Here is an 18,879-nt window from a genome sequence, read left to right on the forward strand (position 1 = left end):
CATCCCTGTTACTTGAAGAGTGATTACGTAATGGCTCATCTTTATCGCTTAATTGGATAAAGATGGGAAGGATTGGAACGAATAGTAAACTTATTAAATAGCCTTTGTGTCTTTGATGATATATATTGTTCTATTTTACCATAAAATTTCCAACAACCCGTTAATTTTCACAATCAGTTGTACGATTTTAATTGTAATGATCCCTAGAATTCAGATCCTATTTCATATATAAATAGTCGTTCATAAGGTTACAAATTGCATTTTGTAATCCAAAACCGAATTACTTTAAGTATCATCCTGGTCCCATTTTTCCTGGTATTGATGCTCATATACATACAAAGACTTTGGTAAATATAAGTGATTTCTGCTTCAGTACGCTTACTTTCCGTGTGCTGATTGGGATCCACCTCGAAATACGCCTAGGGGGTCTCCTGAAAATAAAAAAGGATTAGAGTCTTTGTCCTCTAATCCTTTTTTATACGAGTAATCAAAAATTCATCCATGATGTTCTTTTATAATTGCTGCTAGGTGGTGCTCTTCACTCCTTTTTCCATCCCCTTTTCACTTTGGGTTTTCGAATCAGGCCGAATCCATAAAAAAGTGATAATAGCTGCAATCATACTTAATCCTCCTAAAAGTAAATAAATATACGTTGATAGAGACTTAAGCATAATGGCAATAATTGGTGGTCCCAAAGCTACCCCAATAAATCGCATACTGCTATACAAAGATGTAATCGTTCCTCGTATATCCTTTTTAATGCCCTCTGTTATTAAAGCATCTAAGCATGGCAGAGAGATTCCTATACCTAACCCGGCAACAGCTAAAAGAATAAGCGTCCAGACTAAAGTCATGTTGGAACGTAGAAAAACTAAACCTATGCCAGAACCAGCATTTCCGATAAAGATGAACCATTTCATTACTTTTTGGTTTTTCCCTACCTTTTTCCCAGTAACAAAAGATGCTGTACATAAAACAAGTAGGGGAACTGCTAAGAGTACGCCTTTCATCACACTCTCAATTTCAAACCGTAATTCTAATTGTTCAGAAAGGTTAAATAAGAATCCAAATAACACGAACATATTTAAGCACCCTATTAGAAAGGTAGCTGTTAACCAATGTCCATTATAATGAAAGACCTTTTTAATCTTATGAACAAAATGTTTTAAATCCTCCTGTTTTTTCTCCTGTTTGGGCGCATGAACGAATAAAAGAAGTAACAGTATAGAGATTGCTGACAAAATGGGAACTGCAATAAATGGGACGTACCAAATCAAAAAAGCAAGCAAGGAACCAAGTATCGGACTTAATACCTTTCCAAAAGTATTAGACGTTTCAATAATGCCTAATCCTTTTGTGACTTCTTCTTTATCTTTAAATAGATCTCCGACAGTAGGAATCACTACTGGAAAGGCTCCAGCTGCACCAATTCCCTGTAAAAAACGTCCGACTAAAATCATGATGTACGGTTCATCTATTTTCCAGGCAGCAAAAGCTGCTAATCCACCGCCTATCCCTGTAATGATAAGGCTTGGAATCATCACCTTTTTTCGTCCAAATTTATCGGATAAATAACCCGCTACAGGAATCAAAGGAATGGCTACAACGGAATAAACGGTAATGACTAAACTGGATTGAAAAGGGCTAATATTTAATTCCTTCTCAATAGTCGGTAAAACCGGAATAAACATAGAATTTCCAAGTGTCATCATTAAAGGTATTGAAGCTAGAGCAAATAATGCCCATTTTTTCTTATCCATATATTTACCCCTTTAAAAGTGAAACTTTGAATAGTTGTTACACTAATCTTTAGTGAAAGTTTTCCCAAAGTCTTTAATAGGTATCACTGTAACAGAATAGCGATATTTACTATCCACGCTACTTAAAAGTTTTCAGCTAAACCAGACATTTTATGCAGGAGAGTTAGTCCCTCATACACAAAAAGGCCATAGCCTGATGGTCTAAGTCAGACTATGGCAACCGTCAAAATAGTCACTTCACAATAAAGGGGAATTTCATAGCACTTGTATCACTAAGTCCTTGAATCCATATACCATTGTGTTAGTCCATTCATTGCAGCTTCTATATATATCTATACCCCAATGAATATATTTTAATCTTATCTTTTTTCCTAAATTGAAAAAACCGAAAAAAGTAGGATTTTCCTATACTTCCTAAGACGGATATTATCGTTCTAACTTTTTGGCTTTCCCATAATGAACAAAATAAACATACAGAAGTAGTATCTCTCTGAACGACTTATCGTATAAAAAACAGGAATGAGGTTACTTTATGTAATAGAGAATTCCCTAGCATTTTACCTACAATGCATAGATTTCAAGTACCAAATATACAATACTTAACTAAAGAGTGATTAAGATTGAACAAAGAGAGAAAACTGTCATCAATTTTATGGAACATTGCCCTGCCAGGATTTGCACAGGTTTTACAAAAGCGTTACATAATTGGATTTGTGTTAGTTTTTATGGAAATTATCATAAACATTTTTAGTCGTTTTAATGAGGCGATTCGATATAGTTTCTTAGGACAAATTGATAAGGCTATTTCAGTCACCAATTATCAATTTCTTATGTTTTACCCTTGTCTTTATATGTTTGCTTTATGGGATGCCTTTTACGAAGCTGATCAAGGGGAAACCCCTTATGCTTTTCTTCCTTTTGTATTTGGAGCTTATTTCATAACAGTCGGATTAATATTTGCTGAACGGATTAAGATTTTTGGTGTATTGCTTGGACCAGTTTGGCTGCCCATTTTGTCCCTTATACCAGGTTTATTCGTAGGACTAGTTATTCGAAAAGTCATTTTAACTTTTTCAAAATCCAAATCAAAAAGGAGATAACCAGTACCTTTTGTGAGGTACTGGTCTTTTAGAGCTTTTACCCGGCCTTATAAGCAGATATGTAATAAATATCCGGATGTAAAAATCCTAGTTTTGTCTGAAACCCTTCTTTCATGAGATATCTTTGCATACGTTCAGAATGAATACGATGATCCATGGGAGGACCATCATCAGATTCATGCTCTTCCCAATCGAGTACAAGCAGTTGTCCATCGTTTTTTAATACACGATTAATCTCTCTTAAGGTTCTCTCAATGCCATCTACTTCATGCAAAACAAAAGCAGCCACAGCCCGGTCAAATGAAGCATCAGGAAATTTAAGAACTTCAATTTGGCTCTTCATGCGGTCAATATTTCGAATACCTGCCTCTTTTGCACGATGATCTAACATGGTTAGCATTCCATCTTCTATATCCACTGCCATTACACGTTCTGAAGTAGTTTCCGCTATTGGTAACGTCAAGTACCCATTTCCCGCGCCAAGGTCTACAATTTTTTCATCTCCTGATAGAGAAAGAAGCTCGAGTATTTTATCCTGTGGCACCTTTTCTTTACGACTTTGATTAATCAATTGATCTGCTTTTTCAGGATCAAATCGCCTTTCTGACATTCTTACACTCCCCTTACGTATTGATTAATTGTTTCAGCTTCGTAAAATTTTGTTCCTGTCTCACTTCATCATAATATCTCATTGGGCATCCAAACTTAGAAACTCGGCTTGGGACCGATGTTATTGTAAATTGAGTCGGATTTAAATCCTCATGAACTTCCTCCCAAAATAAAGGAGTGGCTATAGTTCCTTCTTTAGTTGAACGCGGGGAATAGGGTGCAATAATTGTCTTTCCTTCAGCATGCTGGACGTAATCCACATATAACCGATTTCCCCGATTTTTTTTCAAGCGTTCAATCGTAAATTTTTCCGGGTATTGCTGTACCAGTAATTGAGCAGCCGCTTCCGTAAACGCTCTAGTTTCGTCATACGTAAGCCCATTTGCTGGTAATGGAATATGGATTTGCAATCCTTTGTTCCCTGAGGTTTTGACAAAGGCATAAAGCTCCAGCTGGTCGCAAATCATTTTTAGAATTTGTGCAGCCTGTATAGCTAATGAGAACTCCTTCCTTGAAGGAGGGTCCAAATCAAATACTATTTCGTCTGGAAAGGATTCATTTATCTTCTGAAAAGGAATGTGAAATTCAATTGTTCCTTGATTCCCTATCCATATTAAAGACTCTAATGTTTGACAAAGAATAAAGGTTTCACCACTTTCCTTATACGCACCTACAAAGTCCGGTGCATAATCCGGCCTGTGCTTCTGAAAAAAAGACTCATCCTCCACTCCATGTGGGTAACGAATAAGTGTCAGTTTTTTACTTTTCAGAAATGGGAGCATGTATGGAGCCATTTTACGTAAATAAATAAGATGGTCCTGTTTTAAAAAGTTAGGTTGTGGCCATAAGGGTTTATCAGGGCTTGTTATTTCAACATTTTCCGGAAGCATGGTTAAATCAAGATCCCTTTTTTTTAAGGTACATTCCTCAGGTGACAAATCAAAACGAAACTGATCAAAATTAGGTTCTCTTAACTGTCCTTCCTCTGCCTGTAAACAATTGATCTGAATACATATAGCAGGTGGTATATGAAAAATACCTTTCTTTTTTTCCCCTTTTTCTATGATGAGTTTCGTTAAAGTATTAAAGGATTCCTCCGAAAACCCATGTTTAACTACACCAAGGGTCTCCAGCTTGTTTTGATTATAAATGGAAGTTGTGAAATAGTCATTTTCTGGATCAAATTCCGTAATAAAACCGGTGACTTTTCGCCAGTTTTTAATTTTTAACCAGTGTTTAACTCTTTTTCCCTGTTGATAGGATTGATGCTTTTGTTTAGCCACAATCCCTTCTCCATACGCTAATTCAAGCTGTTTCCATAAAGGTTGATAGTCATCATAGAAAGGAATCAAGGATATGGGCTTGAGTAAAGAAATATGTAAGGGCCAACCTAAAGACGAAAATAAATCCTTTATTTCTTCCTTTCGCTTTTCAAAGGTCCGGGTTTGCAGATTTCGCCCTATTTGTAAAGCATCAAAGCATAAAAACTGAGCAGGAAAGGTTTGAGCATGCTGCTTTATCTTATCCATATTTTTCATACGTCCCCGTTGCTGTAATAAAGAAAAATCAGCACACAGGTTTGTTTTTAATATGACCATCTCTCCATCTAACGAGAGGGGCAAAAACTCCCGTACCTGGTCCTGATAGTGTTCTAAAAATGAGATGACTTCAGGAAAATGCTCTGTTAAGTCTTTACCATTACGGGATATAAAACGTACTCCCTCCTCTTTCCATTCGAGGGAAGTTCGAAAACCGTCATATTTTACTTCATATACCCAATTATCACCTTCTGGTACTTCATTTGTTAAGGTTGGCAGCATTGGATTCCACATTTAGCCGGCTCCTTTTGTATAGAAAGTTCCATACTTATAATTGGGAAAATCGTCCAAATTATACATGTTTGGACGTTCATACCAAGAAATGAAATGCTTGTACACAGGATAAAAGTTACATGTAAGATGAATGCTAAATACAAAGGAGTGATAAAACGTGCATACAATGTGGAAAGGAACCATAAGCTTTGGACTGGTTAATATTCCTGTTAAGCTTCATGCTGCAACAGAAAACAAGGATATTCGCCTTCGTAATTTGCATAAAGAATGTGAAACACCCATCAAATATGAAAAAGTCTGCCCTCATTGCGAAAAAGAAGTTACCAATGATGACATTGTAAAAGCGTACGAATATGCGAAAAATAAATTTGTTGTTTTGGATGATGAGGATCTGGAAAATCTGAAAAAAGAACAAGATGATAAAGCTGTAGAAATTGTAGATTTTGTCCAATTAGAAGAAATTGATCCGATATATTTTGAAAAGAGCTACTACCTTTCTCCCAATGAAGGTGGAGGCAAGGCTTATGCACTCCTTCGCCAATCATTAAAGGATACAGGAAAAATCGGGATTGCCAAAATCATGATTCGTTCCAAAGAACAGCTTGCCATCGTACGCGTTTATGAAAATACCCTTGTGATGGAAACCATTCATTATCCGGATGAAGTCCGGGCTGTCGATCAGGTTCCCAATGTCCCTGCTGAAGAAAACTTGGGTGAGAAAGAGCTTAATACAGCAAAGATGTTGATTGACGAGCTTACAACCGAATTTGAACCTGAGAAATACAATGATGAATATCGAACGGCACTCATGGATTTAATCGAGGAGAAAAAGGAAAACAACGAAGTGACAACAGGAAAGGAAAAGAAACAGGAAAAGCCGGATAATGTTACAGATTTGATGGATGCACTCGAAGCTTCCCTGGAACGCTCCCAAAAAGGAAGCAAAAACAAAACCAAAAAGAAAACGACGACAAAAAAGAAAACGACAGCGAAGAAGGCTCTTTAAGGATGTGGGCTTGGCCCTGTTCCCACATCCTTTAAAGTGCGAAAACATTTTGTCATGGATCACGGGATTTGTGTTTGTTAATCCAGCTATACAAAATAACAAAATAGACAAATATCGGAATAACGATAATCGCTGCAATTGAGTCATGGATAATGCCAAAATAGTGTAAAACCATGACTCCAATCAGCACAAGATGGAGTAATATATGCAGAATATGAAGATGCTTCACGGATATCACCTACCTACCATTAAAATATGGTCCTCTCTTTCGATAGGTGAATAAAAAGCCTCCATTGTGTTCTAAATTTTTTGCAGCATACAAAAAAAGGTTTTAAGTCAAATACGAGAACCCTTCTTCCCTCCCCCCTCTTAAAAAAAGACAATCTTTATCAAACAAGTGGTATTTTAAAACGTAGCATAATTCTTTATAATAATAAGTGCTTTATCTAAAGTTTGTTTTACATAAGTCGAGGTGGAAGAATTGAAAAGATGGGTACTGTTTATGTCAATGATGTTGATTTTCATTGGATGCTCGGAGAATGAGGAGAACCAAGAATTAGATGTAACAGACAATAAAGAAAATACAGAACAAACTGAGGAAGCAAAAGCCTTACCTGAAACTTTATCCATTCCCGTTATGACCAAAGAAAATTCCGTAACCATTCATTTAGAAAATGCTCCTTTATTAGGCCATTATCTTTCAACAGCAAAGGATGATGTTAATGAAATTGGGCAAACCTTTAGGGCTCAACTATTAACAGAAGAAACCGATGATGCTTTATACATGATGTCTTATGCTTGTCAGGGTGAGGAAAGTATTTGCTCTTATCTGCTTGTTGAAAAAGGAAAAGAAGAGGAAAGTGTGATTCCACTAACCGATTTAGCTTCTTTTGTATCTTACCAGCTTTCTCCTGATCAGGAGAAAATTATGCTTTATTTTGAGCGTGTCATTAATGGCAAGAAGAAACATCATATTCAAGTTGTGGATCTATATGAGCATAAAATCCTGTCTTTAAACAATGAAGATCTGACAGAACAAGTCTTAGATTACAATTATTCCATTGAATCCATGGAATGGGTAGATACCAATAAAATTAAAATTCGAGTACCCTCCTCTATTCATTTTGATGAAAAGAAAAAAAACACGGATAATTTAGGTGATGACTTTATTCTATTTGAAGTATCTTAAATACAACCTGAAAGGAGAATAACAATGAATCAGTTAATCGATACTCTTCTAAATCATAGATCCATTCGCCAATTCAAAGATCAGCCCTTATCAAAGGAACAGATTCATACAATTGTCCAATCAGCCCAACAAGCATCTACTTCCAGCTACTATCAAGCCTATAGTATTATTGGTGTAACAGATGAGGATATTAAACAGGCGTTGTCTAACGTATCAGGGCAATTTTATGTTAAGGATAATGCTCATCTAATGGTATTTTGCGCTGATTTTCACCGTGCCCAACTTAATTCTACCGAAGAACAAAAAAAAACAATGAATGGAAATCTGCAGAATACGGAGCACTTTATTGTAGCAACTGTCGATGCCGCTCTTGCAGCCCAAAATGCTGCTATCGCTGCGGAAAGCATGGGACTTGGAATCTGTTATCTCGGCAGTTTACGAAACGATATTAACCAAGTAAGTGAATTGCTACAGCTACCTGATTATGTTATCCCATTATTTGGTATGGCTATTGGTTATCCTGATCATCAACCGGAAAGGAAACCAAGACTACCTATGAATGCTATCTATTTTGAAAACCATTATGCTAATGATCAAACACTTGAAAACCAACTCGATACATTTAATAACCAACTTAATAACTATTATCAAAATCGAAGTGAAAACAAACGGACGGATTCCTTTACTGGACAAATTCATCGGAAATTATCCAAACCAAAACGTCAGGATGTAACAGATTTTGTAAAACATAAAGGCATGAACCGAAAATAACTTCAAAAAAGCCTATCATCTTCCCTGGTATGCGAGAAGAAGATAGGCTTTTTTATAGGTTTTCTTCTTTGATTCTTTCAATTTCGTCTTGATGCTCTGCTTTAAAATCATCAATCACTTCTTGTCTTTTCTCTTCTAAGTCATTATAATCCCGGGCATCATCAAACTCTTTAAACCATTCCTTCTGGAGTTTGTCGATGAACATCTCCGTTTTGATTTCTTCTTTCATATATTGATTAAAGTACTCTTCAAAGGACAAGTCTTGAGTCTTTAAAAAAGCACCCATTCCGTAATCTTCATCTTTATATTCCTGGGCTTGTTCCATTATTTCATCCATTCGTGTTTCCAATTCTTTCTCCGTTACTTCAAGTTCCTTTTCCTTCGCTTTCTCGGTTAAAGCTTTTTGAGCAATTAATTGTTGAATAACATCTGATTTTAATTTCTGTTTGCTTATATCAAGATCCTCTATTTGTGCTAATTGAAAGGATTGAAGTTCAAAGCGCTCATCAATTTTCTCCTGCTCAATAAGCGGTGGAGCGAAAAGCAGATACCCTTTTGTATTCATTTGGAAAGCAGCAAAAAAAACGATAACCATTGCGACGCAAACAGTGATTTTACCTTTATTCATCTCGAATTCCCCTCTTTTATATTCCCGTGGCAGTAGTTTTTCTGGCTTTTTGTCTAGGTCAATCGATTACGCTTGTCTTTATCAGTACTATTTTACTATTTTTCTGAATAGTAGAAAAGAAAAATCCCCCTATTTTGGAGGATTTTCCACATATTTTTTCTTGTTTTCACTGTTTCTTTCTTTTTCTTCGTAAACGTTCCCGAATCTTTCTTGGGTCAAGATTTATGGTTTTCGGTTTGTAATTTTCAGATGCTTTTATGTCACCATTAGAGGCCCGCATAAACGACCAGCCTAACATCGTCAAAATGATTAACAAAGGAAATCCACCTACAATACTTGCCGTTTGCAAGATCGATAGGCCACCAAGGTACATCAGAATTAATGGCATAAAGGAAAGTCCAAAAGCCCAAAACATTCGATTCCAACGAATGGGTTCATCATCCACCTCTTTTTGTACAACAGAAGCTAATATATAAGAACTGGAATCAAAGGTTGTAGCTAAGAAAATAATAGCTAGTACAGTAAATATGAAAATCATAAAACCAGCCAGTGGTAACTGATTGACAATGCTGATAATGGCAGCAGGTGCTCCCTGATTATTTAATACTTGAAGAACATCAAACTGACCTGTTAACTGCATATATAAGCCGAAGTTCCCCATAATCCCAAAAAACAAAACGCTTCCAAGGGTGCCATAAATCATTGTACCCAAAACCATTTGTCTTACGGTTCGTCCTCGGGAAATTTTAGCCACAAATAAACCTACAAACGGTGCATATACAAGCCACCATGCCCAGTAGAACACCGTCCAGGATTCCGGGAATCCCGTCTGTTCGAAGTCTCCGATATCCTGAAATGGCTCCGTCCATGTACTCATATGAAAGAAATTATCCAGCAATAATCCAATACTATTTGTGGTGGTTTCTAAAATAAATAAAGTTGGCCCAAAGATAAGCGTAAAAGCTAGTAAAAAAATAGCCAGCCATAAATTTACATCACTTAAATATTTAATCCCTTTGCGCAATCCTGTATAAGAACTAATCGCAAAAATGGTCGTGCAAATAAGAAGAATAACCGTTTGCAGGATCATATTCGTTTCAAGACCGGTTATTGCATGAATCCCTTGCGCAATCATCGGTGTTCCTAATGCTAGTGTTGTACCAGCTCCACCTAAAAGACCAAACATAAAGAGAACGTCGATAATCGTTCCAATTGGACCATCTGCAGCCCGTCCTATCAAAGGTCTGCAAGCTTCACTTACTTTTAGCACCGGTCTTTTACGAACGTAATAAAAATAGGCCATTGGGAGTGCAGGTAAAGTATAAATGGCCCAGGCTATTGGACCCCAATGGAAAATTCCATACGTGGATGCCCACCGTATCGCATCCTGAGAACCTTCTTCTATTCCAAACGGCGGTCCTTGCAGGTAATAAGCCCATTCAATGGTGCCCCAATATAAAATACTTGAACCAATTCCTGCACAAAACAGCATAGCAGCCCAGGAAAAGTTTCCGAATTCAGGTCTTTCTTCTTTTTCGCCTAATTTAACCCATCCATTCTTACTAAAAGCAACGACCAGGAGGAAAAAGAAGACGCATATACCGACTAATAAGTAAAGCACACCAAAATTAGTTGTGACAAAATCATTTGCATTAAGCACAACTTCCTCACCTTTTTCAGGCCAAATGATTAATGGAACCGTTACAAGTAAAAGAAGAATTAAGGCCCCTATAAATGTGGGCCAATCAATCAAACAATTCTTGTTATTCACATTATCATCCTTTCATTTATAATTCAGATGATTAGTCTTTTTTTAGTATGGACAAAATGAAGAAGATAATGTTTTGTTATATCTCTAACCTTTAATCGTTTTCTTAACTGGTCCAGAACTTCCTGCAAGAGTCAGCTGTTTTCTAAAACAATGAATATGGAATTCCCTCTACAACTCGTCCCTTTCTACCTGTCATGGTTTCAGCCTTTGATAGAGAATTTAATATAGCTTCCTCTGTTGCTTCTTCAACTCCTTGAAAAAGTTCATTCATAACTAGGGAATCATCCCTTATCAACATTTGCTTCTCCAGATATTCCCCATGTTTACTATGAGGAATCGTATATCCATTTGAAAAGGCTATGACAATGTCTCCGCTTCCATGATGGACACGACTTCCAGTTCTTGCTAAGCCGACTGGTGCTCGTTTGGCAATTCGTTTTAACTGTCGTTCAGATACAGGAGCATCAGTTCCTACAATCATCATAATTGATCCATCAGGAATCTGGTTATCATCCATATATGTCGGTTTATACCTGGCTGCTTCCAATTCCTCTCTTTTCCCAAAATTACTTACCACAAGCACCCCAATCGTATATCCTTCTCTAACTTTTCTCGAGGAAGTTCCTACTCCCCCTTTAAATTGATAACACATCATTCCGGTTCCAGCTCCTACCGCTCCTTCATCTGCATCAGCCTTCGCGGCCTTAATAGCTTTTTTTGCATCTTGAGTTATGAGAGATTGTATCCTTACATCATTCAAATACATATCATTACATTCTCCAACGACCACATTCAGAGAACCTGTTTTATCTCCTGCATCAGGATTCTGATCAAGCATATAGGAAAGGGTTCCCTGCCACACTGTACCTACTTCAAATGTATTGGTAAGCATAATGGGAGATTCAATCGTACCTAACTCTTCTATTTGCACCAAACCAGCCGTTTTACCAAAACCGTTTAACACAAATGAAGAAGCGGGGACTTTTTCCTGAAAAAGATTTCTTTGATGAGGTAAAACCGCTGTAATCCCTGTTCTAATTGAAGTGTTGTTCGCCTTATCCACCACTTTGGTAATGTGTCCGACATTAACTCCCGGAACATCGGTAATCTTATTTTGCTCCCCTGTGGGAAGTGTTCCTATGATTATTCCTAAATCTCTGATTCGTTTCCGCATAAACGATCCTCCCATTTTTCCCCATTGTATCAAATCGAAGTATAAATCTCTCCTATGTATGATACTTTTAAGCTGGATAATCTGTCGCAAAATGGTTATGTATGGAACATTCACCTATTTTATACTTTTCCTTTCTAACATAGGATATCCAACCATACCTATCTAATCATTCGTCATACGTTGTTATTGTAGAATTTAAATTAGAAAAAAAGGAGTGTTCCAATCGATGGGTTGCGGTAGAAATTTTAAAGATGATAATCGTGTAGCAGGTGAATTTACTGATGATAACTGTGTTTGCGATGTAGTACGTTCCATTGCAGATGCACAGAATGATGTAACCGATGAATTGTGTGATGTTAGCTGTGAAAGGTCCATTAACAGTCTTGTGTCCCCTGTAAGTCGTAATAACCTTGACACAGTTCCTTTTATTTTATATGGGAAAGATTTAAAACCATTTAAAGGATTTGGAGCCGACATTCAAGGCGGTGGAATGAACGCACGTTTTGATTGCATTGAGAGCTTTGTTTTCCGTGTAAATGAAGTTAGTGACAATTGCTGTGCAGTACTAGAACTGCTTACCTGCGATGGAGATCCAGATCAGCCTGGAGATCAACACGGAGCAAAATGCGACAAAGACCCTTGCGAACAGCTTAACGGATTAGGGGTTAATGAATTAGAACGTACTGGCATCTGCATAACAGTTGACTTAAACTGCTTCTGCGCAATCACATGTCTTCCTGCCGTTTCACTACTATAAAAGTATAGACCAAACAGACAATAGCGGAGCCTTTATTTTCCAGGCTCTGCTTTTTTAACCAAATAGTAATGCTCTTATAATACATGTATTTCAACAGAATAAAGGTTTATAAAAGCCAGAGAAGTACTCTGGCTTTTTTACAGACTTAATTTTTTTGAACATGAAAAACTACCAAATAAACAGCGCTATTAAGGTAGATAAAAATAAACCCAGCATTACAGGAATAAAGGCTTTTCGCACAAGTTTCATAACGGAAATCCCACAGAATCCGGCAATGGCAATTAAGGAGGACCAGGCAATGATTGTACCCCCACCAGTCCAGATTGAGCCCATTTGACCAATGGCTGCTAATGTTGCGGGGTCTGCACCGGATGTTGCCAAAGCTCCAGATAAAGAACCGGTTAGCGGTAAGCCAGAAAAACCAGATCCATCTAAACCTGTAATAATGCCAATAATTAATATACTAAATGCAGCTAAAATTGTACTTTCAGGGAGAAAATCCTGAGATGCATTCACAATATCAAATAGAAAAGCTGGAGCAGTCTCCTCCCCTAAAGATAAAATACTACCCGAAAAATCTTCGCTTCCTAAGAAGAAAAACCCTGCAATCGGGATTACTGGTCCCATTGCTTTGAAAGCAAAGACAAACCCCTCTGTAATATGTTCTCCTATATAATCGAGTGACTTATGCTTCCCAAATGCAATGGATGCAAGTAATAATAAGATAACCGCTACACCGCCAATAAATGCAGCACCATCTCCTCCCTCAAAGCTCCCCATGCGACCAGACGTTAGTTTTGAGGAAATCATCGTTATGATCACCGCAACCATCGATAAAGGAACCAATATGGCAAACACTTTACTCCAAATGGTCAAATTGTGAGATTTTGTCTTTCGATGACTTTCTTCCAGACCTTGCATAGCTTGAATTTCTTTATCATTTAAAGAATCATGGGGAGCACGAAATGATTTGCGACTAAAAAAGTAGACTAAGCCAAGAGCGGTTAAACCTGTAATAACAGAAAGAACTAAACTCCGATCAGCTAATAATCCTGTGTCAATTCCCGCTGCCTTTGCTGATAACTCTGGAGCCACCTGAATAATATAATCAGAGGACAAAGCCATTCCCTGACCAGCTAACGCAATCGTGACTGCTGCTACTATTAAGGGAAGCCCTGAACGAACAGCAGCAGGGACAAGTAAAGCACAAATTAACGGCACAGCAGGCGTTGGCCAAAAAAATAGAGAAATCACATAGGTAACCGCTATAAGAATAAGGAAAGCTATATGTGCATTTGTCATAAATTTCTGTATGGGCTCAATCATACGGCGATCTGCCCCCAAATCCTTTAGTGCGTGTAGTAAGGCAACCATAAAGGTTATGATTAGGAAGATGTTGAACAATTCTTTCGCTGCAACTAAATTTGCATTAAAAATAGCCGTAAAACCGCTTATTACACTACCTTTATACGCCCATGCGACTAGAAACGTTCCCAATAATGTAGGTAGAACAACACCTTTACGAAAGGCCATCGTAACAATTATCAGTATTGTGAAAAGTGCGTATACAAAATGGCTGAATTCTAACTCCATGAACTTCACCATCCTTTTTCAATTCACCCGCTTAGGTGATGTATTACCACCATATGCACATTAGCCCATATTGGTGATTCGAATGGGATGATGATTAACCGTCTATTTCGTTTTGTTTAGAATCAACTATAAGCTTTAACACAGGCCATTCGAAAAGAAAAACTGCCATCCTTCTGTAAGAATGACAGTTCTTCAATGTATCTTGCTGTTTTAAAAATAATTAGACGGATTTTGCAGGGATCCATTTTTATATACTTCAAAGTGTAAATGTGTACCGGTAGAATGACCAGTTGATCCCATAATTCCAATGACTTGACCTTTCTTTACGGTTTGTCCAGCATTTACCTTTATAGAAGATAAATGACTATATGTGGTTTTATAACCGTTTTTATGGTTAATGACAATACGGTTTCCGTATCCACCACTATCATAACCAGCTGATTCTACAACACCATTATCGGCGGCATAAATGGATCGATTGCTTGGACGGGCAATGTCAATTCCTTTATGAAAACTTCCCCATCGTTGTCCCATACCACTGGATACGTATCCACCAGCTGCAGGCCATTTGAAATCTCCAGTTCCGCGTGATGGAATGACCTTTGTACCTTCTAAAACAATTTTCTTAACAGGTTCTTTCATAACTTCACTATCAAGTACTTCACGGTTCACCACTTTACCATTTTTCTTCTCAAGTCGATAGTGAATCTTTTTGCTACCTTCCTGTCCCTGTTGTTTTACTTTAGTCTGTCCTTTGTATAAATTATCCGTCTTTTTGTGTTCCGTTTCATAATCCATTTCTTTTTCTACTACCTTTTCCTCAGTTGTTTCAATGTTTAAAAATGGTTCATATCCAGTAACGTTTACTTTATCTCCTATTTGAATAATGGAGTCCTCATTTAAATCAGGGTTCAACGATAACAATTCAGGCACGCTTAATTCATATTGATCCGCTATGGTACTTAATGCTTCACCTGATTTTACTTTGTGTACTTTTTCTCCTAATGTTCCTCTTTTCAAGAGTTTAATTCCTTGATCTATTGTTAGTATTTCCTTAGGATCCACTTTTTCATCAGAAATTGAAACCTTTTCTGAAAATGAAACGTCTAATATATTAGAATCTCCGACTTTCATGTTATCTTTTTCTGATTTTTCATTTGATTTTTTATCTGAATCAGAACCTGTTTTTTCATGAGTCTTTTCATCTGAATCAGAACCTGTTTCTTCCGACTTATTATTATCTACAATATCTTTTATATATTCCTGAACTGTATCTTTAGGAAGATATTTGTCCATATATTTTGAAAGAAGCTTTTGCACAGAATCTTCATCTTTAAAATAACCAACTAATTCTCCACCTACCTCAAGTTTAACAGCTGCTAAACTGTAGGTGATTTCATTTTTTAATTGGTTTATTACGCGCTGATTGTTAAATACAGGCTCAAAAGTAACTTCAGGTATGTAGCTAATATCCTGACTTACAGCCAGCTCTACATCCTCACGCTTATTCTCTTCTTCCTCAACCTTTTTATTTAAGAAGGATTCAATAACTTCTTTACTGCCAACAGTTCCTATATGTTCACCATCCATATATACATGGTAAACACGTGGCAGATCATCATCTTTTTTATCTGCATGAATGGTTCCTGATCCTAAAGTAATTCCAATGCTTAAACAAGTTGTAAGTACAACTTTAGGGACAAGCGCCTTTTGTTTATTCTTTGATGCTTTCTGATATTTATTATCAAGCACTTTCTCGTTCCTCCCACGATCAATTCATTCTTTATTATCTATCTTTCTACCCCTATCACTCTACCACAACTCCCTAACATAAATAAATAGAATTAGGCATAATGTAACAAACTTGTATAATAGCTGTCATATTTTTGAAAAATATTGTCAAAATATTTATTATCCTTAAGGGAAGACAACAAGCTATTTGAATATAGCCTAAATAAAAAGAGCGATTCCTTCTATTAGGAATCGCTCTTTTACCTTATAACTTCCATAATTTATCTGGAAATCCATAATAAAAAATGTTTTGAAGTAAATAAAACATTAAACCGGTTGTCTTGTTGCTTTTTTAATAGCCTGATCCAGATCTTCAATTAAGTCTTTTGTTGACTCTAGACCGACAGAAAGACGAATAAATTCTTCCGTAACACCTGCTTGCTTTAATTCATCAGCACTTAATTGCTGATGAGTGGTGGATGCCGGGTGAATAATTAATGATTTGGCATCACCCACATTGGCTAAATGAGACCAAAGTTCAACATTATCCACAACCTTACGTCCATCTTCCCGGTCCCCTTTAATTCCAAATACAACAATGGAGCCTGCACCTTGATCAAAGTATTTTTGTGCCAAAGCATGTGATGGGTGACTTGTTAATCCTGGATGAGAAACCCATTCTACATCTTGATGATTTTCTAAAAACTTCGCTACTTCTAGTGCATTTTCATTGTGTTTCGGAACGCGTAGATGCAAAGTTTCCAAGCCTTGAAGGAACTGGAATGCGTTTTGTGGACTTAAGCAAGGTCCAAAGTCACGTAAAAGCTGTACCCGAAGCTTAGTGCCAAACGCTGCGCCTTCTAACTCAGCAAAACGAAGATTGTGATAGCTAGGATCTGGCTCAACAAAATCAGGGAATTTGTCATTATTCCAGTCAAAGGATCCGCCATCTACAACAACTCCACCAATGACAGTTCCGTGTCCCCCAATCCATTTTGTAGCGGAATGAATGACTACATCAGCACCATATTCAATTGGACGACAGGAATAAGGTGTCGCAAATGTGTTATCAATAAGTAAAGGAATATCATTTTCATGTGCAATATTCGCAACCGCCTCGATGTCTAATACATGTAAACTTGGATTACCAATTGTCTCTGCAAAAATGGCTTTCGTTTTGGAAGTAATGGCTTCCTTGAAATTATCCGGATTTTTAGGATCAACAAATTTAACATCAATTCCATATTTAGGAAGTGTGTTTGAAAACAAATTAAAGGTTCCTCCATATAAATCCGTAGCGGCAACAATTTCATCACCTGCTCGGGCCAGATTAAAAATGGATAAGGAAATCGCGGCCATACCTGAAGATAACCCAACGGCATTTGTTCCTCCTTCGAGAAGAGAAAGCCGTTTTTCAAATACATCAACAGTCGGATTCATAATTCGGGAATAAATATTTCCTTCTTCCTGTAATCCAAATAAATTTTGAGCATGCTCGGTATCACGAAAGGCATAAGAGGTTGTTTGGTAAATCGGAACTGCACGTGAACCGGTTGTCGGATCTGGCTCTTGACCCCCATGTAAATGTAATGTTTCTAGACCTAACTTTTCCTGACTCATCTTACCACTCCTTAAATTAGTTTTTCTTAAAAGCCTTCTGCCTACTCTTTTTTAGCGTATTAATGCGCTAAAATATTGAAATCATCAGTGATAAGAGGGAAAATGAAAACCCTCTTCAATAAGAAGAGGGTTGTTATTCCATATTCCTCCCCTTATCTTTCAGATCAATCAGATCTGCAGGACTTGGCACCTTTTCAAGTCGATACTTGAAGGTTGCCGGGCTTCACAGGGCCTTTCCCTCCGCCACTCTGGATAAGAGATGTTTATTCTGTTGGTGTTCAAACCGTTTATGTACGGTTTGAAATGTTATTAAGTAGTATAGATAATAAATAATCTTCTGTCAATTGTTTTTCGAAATTTTTTAAAAAAAACATATTTTTACGTTTACAAACAGAATTTTTTTATCGAAACTCCTTTTTCTCCATTATTTAGAAAAGAGACATGGATTTACCTTTATTTTTTATGCCATAACAACAGACAATAAATATATAAGGATTTGTTGAAGGAAGGAGTAGTCGTGATGTTGACAAATAAGCAAGTTTCCACCTTCCGTTCTCAATTACAGAAGGCAAAAGAGGATATCGAAAAACGGTTAAAAGAAAATGATCATTTTGATATAGAAACAGGTCATTATCATCAGTCCACGGGAGAATTATCAAGCTACGATAATCATCCCGCGGATGAAGGATCTGAATTATATGAACGAGAAAAGGATATAGCCCTGAATGACCATGCTGAAGATGAATTAAAAAATATCGAGAATGCTCTAAAAGCTATAGATGAAGGCACGTATGGCAAATGCAAAGAATGTGGAAAAGAAATTCCAGTTGAACGCTTAGAAGCACTCCCTACCACTACCTATTGTGTGGAACATTCTCCTGATCAAAACGTTTCCACTCAACGCCCAGTTGAGGAAGGAGTACTACTTCCTCCATTTGGAAAGTTTGAATACGATGATACGGATGCCGTAGCTTTTGATGCAGAAGACTCCTGGCAGGAGGTTGCTCAGTGGGGTACCTCTAATTCTCCTTCAGATTTTGCAGTATCCCCTGATCATTATAATGAAACCTACATCGAATCTGATGATCGTGAGGGATATGTAGAGGATTATGAAAATTTTGCCGGGAATGACATTGAAGGAAGAAACATTACAGTTTACCCTACTCCAAGACATGAGGAATATGAGGAAAACCTGGATGAAGAGGATACTATGAGCGTTTTTGGTGATTTGAAGCCATATGAAATGGATCCTTATACAGAAGAATTTGCCAAAGAAGAAAAAAGAAATCATTTAGATAACGATGACAAATAATGAGAAGCACCGCTAAAGAAGCGGTG

At 37.1% G+C, this 18,879-nt stretch carries 16 protein-coding genes and 1 riboswitch; of the genes, 6 read left to right on the top strand and 10 right to left on the bottom strand.

Annotated elements, in window-relative coordinates; genetic code table 11:
- Positions 1 to 524: 524 nt before the first annotated feature.
- Positions 525 to 1,760 carry an MFS transporter gene (locus BMX63_RS14340; protein ID WP_093136888.1) on the bottom strand — a complete coding sequence of 412 codons (1,236 nt, stop codon included), beginning with the start codon at positions 1,758 to 1,760 and terminating at the stop codon, positions 525 to 527.
- A 620-nt stretch (positions 1,761 to 2,380) separates the two neighbouring features.
- Between BMX63_RS14340 and BMX63_RS14345 the strand changes: the two genes are divergently transcribed.
- Positions 2,381 to 2,860, top strand: a complete 480-nt coding sequence (locus tag BMX63_RS14345) for a hypothetical protein (protein ID WP_093136890.1) — start codon at positions 2,381 to 2,383, stop codon at positions 2,858 to 2,860.
- A 37-nt stretch (positions 2,861 to 2,897) separates the two neighbouring features.
- Here BMX63_RS14345 and BMX63_RS14350 read toward each other — a convergent pair whose 3' ends face one another.
- Together BMX63_RS14350 and BMX63_RS14355 are read right to left on the bottom strand one after the other, a co-directional pair.
- Complete coding sequence (locus BMX63_RS14350; protein ID WP_093136891.1) at positions 2,898 to 3,470, bottom strand: class I SAM-dependent methyltransferase; 573 nt, start codon at positions 3,468 to 3,470, stop codon at positions 2,898 to 2,900.
- 13 nt (positions 3,471 to 3,483) lie between these two features.
- Positions 3,484 to 5,301 (bottom strand): DNA ligase D, encoded by a 1,818-nt coding sequence (locus BMX63_RS14355; RefSeq protein ID WP_093136893.1) that lies wholly within the window; start codon positions 5,299 to 5,301, stop codon positions 3,484 to 3,486.
- 157 nt (positions 5,302 to 5,458) lie between these two features.
- Here BMX63_RS14355 and ku point away from each other — a divergent pair, with 157 nt between their 5' ends.
- Positions 5,459 to 6,307, top strand: a complete 849-nt coding sequence (ku, locus tag BMX63_RS14360; protein WP_093136894.1) for a non-homologous end joining protein Ku — start codon at positions 5,459 to 5,461, stop codon at positions 6,305 to 6,307.
- A 52-nt stretch (positions 6,308 to 6,359) separates the two neighbouring features.
- Here ku and BMX63_RS18130 read toward each other — a convergent pair whose 3' ends face one another.
- Positions 6,360 to 6,536 (bottom strand): hypothetical protein, encoded by a 177-nt coding sequence (locus BMX63_RS18130; protein ID WP_177167330.1) that lies wholly within the window; start codon positions 6,534 to 6,536, stop codon positions 6,360 to 6,362.
- A 252-nt stretch (positions 6,537 to 6,788) separates the two neighbouring features.
- On the opposite strand from BMX63_RS18130, the gene BMX63_RS14365 reads away from it, so the two are divergent.
- Together BMX63_RS14365 and nfsA are read left to right on the top strand one after the other, a co-directional pair.
- Complete coding sequence (locus tag BMX63_RS14365) at positions 6,789 to 7,496, top strand: hypothetical protein (RefSeq protein ID WP_093136895.1); 708 nt, start codon at positions 6,789 to 6,791, stop codon at positions 7,494 to 7,496.
- 24 nt (positions 7,497 to 7,520) lie between these two features.
- Positions 7,521 to 8,267, top strand: a complete 747-nt coding sequence (gene nfsA / locus BMX63_RS14370) for an oxygen-insensitive NADPH nitroreductase (RefSeq protein ID WP_093136897.1) — start codon at positions 7,521 to 7,523, stop codon at positions 8,265 to 8,267.
- Positions 8,268 to 8,319: 52 nt separating this feature from the next.
- Here the strand turns inward: nfsA and BMX63_RS14375 are convergent, their stop codons facing one another.
- The 3 genes from BMX63_RS14375 to BMX63_RS14385 all read right to left on the bottom strand — a co-directional run bounded on the left by BMX63_RS14375 (position 8,320) and on the right by BMX63_RS14385 (position 11,840).
- Positions 8,320 to 8,895 carry a hypothetical protein gene (locus BMX63_RS14375; protein ID WP_093136898.1) on the bottom strand — a complete coding sequence of 192 codons (576 nt, stop codon included), beginning with the start codon at positions 8,893 to 8,895 and terminating at the stop codon, positions 8,320 to 8,322.
- A 166-nt stretch (positions 8,896 to 9,061) separates the two neighbouring features.
- Positions 9,062 to 10,648 carry a BCCT family transporter gene (locus BMX63_RS14380; protein ID WP_425441493.1) on the bottom strand — a complete coding sequence of 529 codons (1,587 nt, stop codon included), beginning with the start codon at positions 10,646 to 10,648 and terminating at the stop codon, positions 9,062 to 9,064.
- Positions 10,649 to 10,808: 160 nt separating this feature from the next.
- Complete coding sequence (locus BMX63_RS14385) at positions 10,809 to 11,840, bottom strand: DmpA family aminopeptidase (RefSeq protein ID WP_093136901.1); 1,032 nt, start codon at positions 11,838 to 11,840, stop codon at positions 10,809 to 10,811.
- A gap of 226 nt (positions 11,841 to 12,066) precedes the next feature.
- Here BMX63_RS14385 and BMX63_RS14390 point away from each other — a divergent pair, with 226 nt between their 5' ends.
- On the top strand, positions 12,067 to 12,597 hold the full coding sequence (locus BMX63_RS14390) for a CotY/CotZ family spore coat protein (RefSeq protein ID WP_093136903.1): 531 nt from the start codon (positions 12,067 to 12,069) through the stop codon (positions 12,595 to 12,597).
- 168 nt (positions 12,598 to 12,765) lie between these two features.
- On the opposite strand, the gene BMX63_RS14395 is transcribed toward BMX63_RS14390, so the two are convergent.
- The 3 genes from BMX63_RS14395 to BMX63_RS14405 form a co-directional block, all read right to left on the bottom strand.
- Positions 12,766 to 14,190 (bottom strand): hypothetical protein, encoded by a 1,425-nt coding sequence (locus BMX63_RS14395; protein ID WP_093136904.1) that lies wholly within the window; start codon positions 14,188 to 14,190, stop codon positions 12,766 to 12,768.
- Between the two features lie 210 nt (positions 14,191 to 14,400).
- A complete protein-coding gene (locus BMX63_RS14400) occupies positions 14,401 to 15,942 on the bottom strand; it encodes a peptidoglycan DD-metalloendopeptidase family protein (protein WP_093136907.1) in 1,542 nt (513 codons plus the stop codon).
- A 306-nt stretch (positions 15,943 to 16,248) separates the two neighbouring features.
- The gene (locus BMX63_RS14405) at positions 16,249 to 17,541 is read right to left on the bottom strand and encodes an O-acetylhomoserine aminocarboxypropyltransferase/cysteine synthase family protein (protein ID WP_093136908.1); all 1,293 of its coding nucleotides are present in this window, start codon (positions 17,539 to 17,541) and stop codon (positions 16,249 to 16,251) included.
- 149 nt (positions 17,542 to 17,690) lie between these two features.
- A riboswitch (SAM riboswitch) is annotated at positions 17,691 to 17,800 on the bottom strand.
- Positions 17,801 to 18,061: 261 nt separating this feature from the next.
- Between BMX63_RS14405 and BMX63_RS14410 the strand changes: the two genes are divergently transcribed.
- Positions 18,062 to 18,853: a yteA family sporulation protein gene (locus BMX63_RS14410; RefSeq protein WP_093136910.1), complete on the top strand. Its 792-nt coding sequence runs from the start codon at positions 18,062 to 18,064 to the stop codon at positions 18,851 to 18,853.
- Positions 18,854 to 18,879: the final 26 nt, after the last annotated feature.

This window comes from Salinibacillus kushneri (assembly GCF_900111405.1).
GTDB lineage: Bacteria > Bacillota > Bacilli > Bacillales > Alkalibacillaceae > Salinibacillus > Salinibacillus kushneri.

Excerpts from the sequence above, each read along its gene's own strand:
- BMX63_RS14340 (WP_093136888.1), bottom strand. The coding sequence starts at position 1,760 with ATGGATAAGAAAAAATGGGCATTATTTGCTCTAGCTTCAATACCTTTA.
- BMX63_RS14350 (WP_093136891.1), bottom strand. The coding sequence starts at position 3,470 with ATGTCAGAAAGGCGATTTGATCCTGAAAAAGCAGATCAATTGATTAAT.
- BMX63_RS14355 (WP_093136893.1), bottom strand. The coding sequence starts at position 5,301 with ATGTGGAATCCAATGCTGCCAACCTTAACAAATGAAGTACCAGAAGGT.
- nfsA (WP_093136897.1), top strand. The coding sequence starts at position 7,521 with ATGAATCAGTTAATCGATACTCTTCTAAATCATAGATCCATTCGCCAA.
- BMX63_RS14375 (WP_093136898.1), bottom strand. The coding sequence starts at position 8,895 with ATGAATAAAGGTAAAATCACTGTTTGCGTCGCAATGGTTATCGTTTTT.
- BMX63_RS14385 (WP_093136901.1), bottom strand. The coding sequence starts at position 11,840 with ATGCGGAAACGAATCAGAGATTTAGGAATAATCATAGGAACACTTCCC.
- BMX63_RS14390 (WP_093136903.1), top strand. The coding sequence starts at position 12,067 with ATGGGTTGCGGTAGAAATTTTAAAGATGATAATCGTGTAGCAGGTGAA.
- BMX63_RS14395 (WP_093136904.1), bottom strand. The coding sequence starts at position 14,190 with ATGGAGTTAGAATTCAGCCATTTTGTATACGCACTTTTCACAATACTG.
- BMX63_RS14405 (WP_093136908.1), bottom strand. The coding sequence starts at position 17,541 with ATGAGTCAGGAAAAGTTAGGTCTAGAAACATTACATTTACATGGGGGT.
- BMX63_RS14410 (WP_093136910.1), top strand. The coding sequence starts at position 18,062 with ATGTTGACAAATAAGCAAGTTTCCACCTTCCGTTCTCAATTACAGAAG.